4 protein-coding genes are annotated in these 3,923 nt (G+C 34.6%); all 4 read left to right on the forward strand.

The genetic code is table 11. The features are described 5' to 3' along the window. The first annotated feature begins 179 nt into the window (after positions 1-179). The 4 genes from FFR48_RS26110 to FFR48_RS26125 all read left to right on the forward strand — a co-directional run bounded on the left by FFR48_RS26110 (position 180) and on the right by FFR48_RS26125 (position 3,618). Positions 180-2,441, forward strand: a complete 2,262-nt coding sequence (locus tag FFR48_RS26110; RefSeq protein ID WP_236104195.1) for a type I restriction-modification system subunit M — start codon at positions 180-182, stop codon at positions 2,439-2,441. Positions 2,442-2,550: 109 nt separating this feature from the next. Further along, positions 2,551-2,835 carry a UPF0175 family protein gene (locus FFR48_RS26115; RefSeq protein WP_137669366.1) on the forward strand — a complete coding sequence of 95 codons (285 nt, stop codon included), beginning with the start codon at positions 2,551-2,553 and terminating at the stop codon, positions 2,833-2,835. Between the two features lie 105 nt (positions 2,836-2,940). Beyond that, entirely contained in the window at positions 2,941-3,234 is a 294-nt protein-coding gene (locus tag FFR48_RS26120) for a PIN domain-containing protein (RefSeq protein ID WP_503827318.1), read from the forward strand. Positions 3,235-3,300: 66 nt separating this feature from the next. Then, complete coding sequence (locus FFR48_RS26125; protein ID WP_137669367.1) at positions 3,301-3,618, forward strand: UPF0175 family protein; 318 nt, start codon at positions 3,301-3,303, stop codon at positions 3,616-3,618. Positions 3,619-3,923 lie beyond the last annotated feature (305 nt).

The raw sequence follows: 3,923 nt of genomic DNA on the forward strand, positions 1-3,923 counted from the left end.
AGTCTCAATTCAATACTTGATATCACTGTATTATATATCAAGTAGTTGATTTTTTCCTAAAAATATATTGATTTTTGTCAATATAAGTATAGTTTTGTCTATGAAATTGTCAACTTAGGACTTGCTCAATTACTCAATTACTCAATTACTCAATTACTCAATTACTAAAAATTACTATAGTGACAAATACAGGAAATACAAATCATCAAGAGTTAGTCGGTTTGATTTGGAGTATAGCCGACAAACTCCGGGGACCTTATCGCCCTCCCCAATATCGGCGGGTGATGTTACCTTTGATAGTGTTGCGGCGATTAGATGCGGTATTAGAACCAACTAAGAAAGCTGTACTAGAAGCCCAAGTAAAATATGAGGGGATGGAGATAAAAGGAGACGCATTAGAAAAAGCGATCGCCAAAGTTGCCACAGGTACAGATAGAACTCAACCTTTATACAATCTCAGTAAGTTCACATTTAATAAATCTGACACCTCATCCACAGAACCTAACTATATTCCCCAATATGTAAGTTTATTGAGTGACCCAGATGGTATTACCAGTAACTTACGCAATTATATCAATGGTTTTTCCCCCAGGGCGCGAGATATATTTGAAAAATTTGATTTTGATGCGGAAATAGAAAAACTCGATGAAAGTAATCGCTTGTATTTAGTGATTAAAGAACTTTGTAAACCAGAAATAGATGTATCACCAGAGAAACTTTCTAACCTACAAATGGGTTATTTATTTGAAGAATTGGTGAGAAAATTTAATGAACAAGCAAACGAAGAAGCGGGAGACCACTTTACACCCCGTGAAGTAATTCGCTTGATGGTAAATCTGGTTTTCTGTGATGAACAAGATGTCTTTAAACAAGGTATTTATCGTTCTATTTATGATCCTACAGCCGGAACAGGGGGAATGTTATCAGTAGCAGAAGAACATATTAAAAATCAGAATCCCCAAGCTAACTTAGGATTATTTGGGCAAGAATATAACCCCGAATCCTATGCTATTTGTTGTGCAGATTTACTGATTAAAGATGAACCCATTGATAATATCATTTATGGTGACACCTTGGGAGTAAAAAACGCCAAAGCTAAAAGTAATAACTTCTTACCCCATGACGGACACCCTGATAAAAAATTTCATTATATGTTTGCCAATCCTCCCTTTGGAGTAGAATGGAAACCAGAGGAAGATTTTGTTAAAGATGAATATGAAAGCTTAGGATTTAATGGCAGATTTGGCGCAGGTTTACCACGCATTAATGATGGTTCATTGTTGTTCCTCCAACATAAGATATCAAAAATGCACAAACCACCAGAGGAAGGAGGAGACGGTTCAAGAATTGCCATTGTTTTTAATGGTTCACCTTTATTTACAGGAGATGCGGGAAGTGGTGAAAGTAATATTAGAAGGTGGATCATTGAAAATGACTGGTTAGAAGCGGTGGTTGCATTACCTGACCAGATGTTTTATAACACCGGAATTTTCACTTATATTTGGTTAGTTACTAATAAAAAAGCGGATCATAGAAAAGGTAAATTACAGCTTATTGATGGTACAAAACATTACCAGAAAATGAAAAAAAGTCTTGGTAATAAGCGCAATGAATTATCCCCCGCACATATTACCGAACTGGTGCGATTATATGGAGATTTTCACCACAATGGTATTAGTGAAGTAGAAACAGATGGACAAATAGAACAGCGAGTATGTTCTAAGATTTTTGATAATCGGGAATTTGGCTTTTTAAAGATTACTGTGGAACGTCCATTAAGATTAAATTTTCTGGTGAGTGAGGAACGTTTAGGGAGATTATGGGAACAAACAGCGTTTCAAAATTTAGCTACTACTAAAAAGCGCAAAGATGAAAAAGTACAACAGTTAGAAATATTAGAGGGTAAAAATCTCCAATCACAGATTATTGATGCTTTACAAAATATGCAAGCTGATAAACTGTATTTATCCCGTACAGAGTTTGAAACTGACTTAAATAAGGTGTTAAAAAAGGCAGGATTAAATTTAAAAGCACCTGTAAAAAAAGCAATTTTAGCAGCATTGGGAGAAACAGATCCAGAAGCAGAAATTTGTACAGATGCTAAAGGAAATCCTGAACCTGATAGTAATTTACGTGATACAGAAATTGTTCCTTTACCAGATGATATTCCTTTACCTTTACCCTTGGAATATGGAGACAAAGCGAGTGTCAATGAATTGATTAAGTTAGTAGAAAACCACTGTCAAGAATATTTAGAAAAAGAAGTTTTACCCCATGTTCCAGATGCTTGGATTGATTTTGATAAAACTAAGGTAGGTTATGAAATTCCTTTAAATCGCCATTTTTATGTATATCAACCACCCAGAAATTTAGATGCAATTGAGGATGATATTAAATCTTTGGAAACGGATATTATGGCGATGTTAGGGGAAGTGGTATAGGTTATACTAACAGAATTAAGGGTATGATGGAAGATTGTCAATAAAAGTTTTCATCTTGTTTTTGGGAATATGCTGTAAAATTAAAAGATAGATTGGGGAGATTTTAGTAATGGCATTAGTGATTTTAGATGAGCAATTAGAAAGTATGCAGCTTTCAGAAGCAGTCAGACAAAAGGCTTTACAAAAAGCCAAGGAAGGTTATGTAATGACATTATTAGAAGTAGGAGAAATTACCAGTGGTAGGGCTGGTAAAATTCTTGGCATTTCTGGTTTAGAAGTCATAGAAATGATGAAAAAATGGGGTATTTCTCTTTTTGATGATTCTCAAACCTTGGATGAATTACGTCAAGAAGTAGAACAAGCAGAATTAGTTTTAAATCAACATAATTATTAAATGATAATCGTTTCTGATAAGCTGTTGTGCATTTAATGTGTATAAGTGGAACAGGCATCTTGCCTGTTAAACAAGAGTTCAGAATATTAGGATTATACAATTTAGCTGTGTAACAGCTTACAAGAGTCGTTGAAATTAGATTTAGGGGAGTCAGAAGCCATTGCTTTAGCGGAGGAAATAGGAGCTTCTCAGTTGTTAATAGATGAAAAAGCAGCACGGAAAGTTGCTATAGCTCGCAAGTTGCCTTTAATTGGTACTGTAGGGGTATTATTATTAGCAAAGCGTCGGGGTTTGTTGGCTAGTATTCAGGGTGTTTTAGATGAGATGCAAGCACAGGGAATGAGAATTTCTGACAGACTTTATGTACAAGTTTTGACTTTGGCACAGGAACAGGATTAAGAATAAAAAAGAAGTAGGGTATTTGTTCAGGTAAAATAAAAAATAGATTAGGGAGATTTTATAATTATGCAAATCACCATAGATTTACCAGATAATTTAACAGACAAGATTCAAAATGAATGGGGTAATTTACCACAAAAAATCGTTGCCAATCTTGTCTTAGATGCTTTGCGGGAAGGTTTAATTGATTTTCAGGAAATGAAGGAGATGCTTAATTTTTTCTCTGAGGCTGAATTACAGGAATTTTTAAAACAAAAGAATATGCTGCATACTAAAGGAATCCTCAATTTATCTGGTGCTTGTGCGGATATTGATTTTAATATTGATGAACAAGGGATTTATGAAGATAGGGATGATGATTTAGTTGGGGTGTTTAATGAATAAAAATTCTTTAGTTTATTTATTAGATACAAATGTTTGTATTATGTATCTCAAGGGGAGGTCATTAGACCTGTCCGAAAATTAAAAAGGCAGTCTGTGTCGGGCTTTGAGGATGTTCTCATTTCAGCCAGACTTGACGTAATCATCAGGGCTAGAGATAGTTACTGTTAGTATAGCCCGGAAAAATGCCGATGGTTATTTCATCATCTGCATACTTTTAACACATATCATAAATTTGGTAAAACTAGAGAATCAATTCGTAACCTCACCAATCCACAAATCGTCAATATTACTTTTTCATAAGTATC

This window comes from Sphaerospermopsis reniformis, assembly GCF_005402885.1.
GTDB classification, from domain to species: domain Bacteria; phylum Cyanobacteriota; class Cyanobacteriia; order Cyanobacteriales; family Nostocaceae; genus Sphaerospermopsis; species Sphaerospermopsis kisseleviana.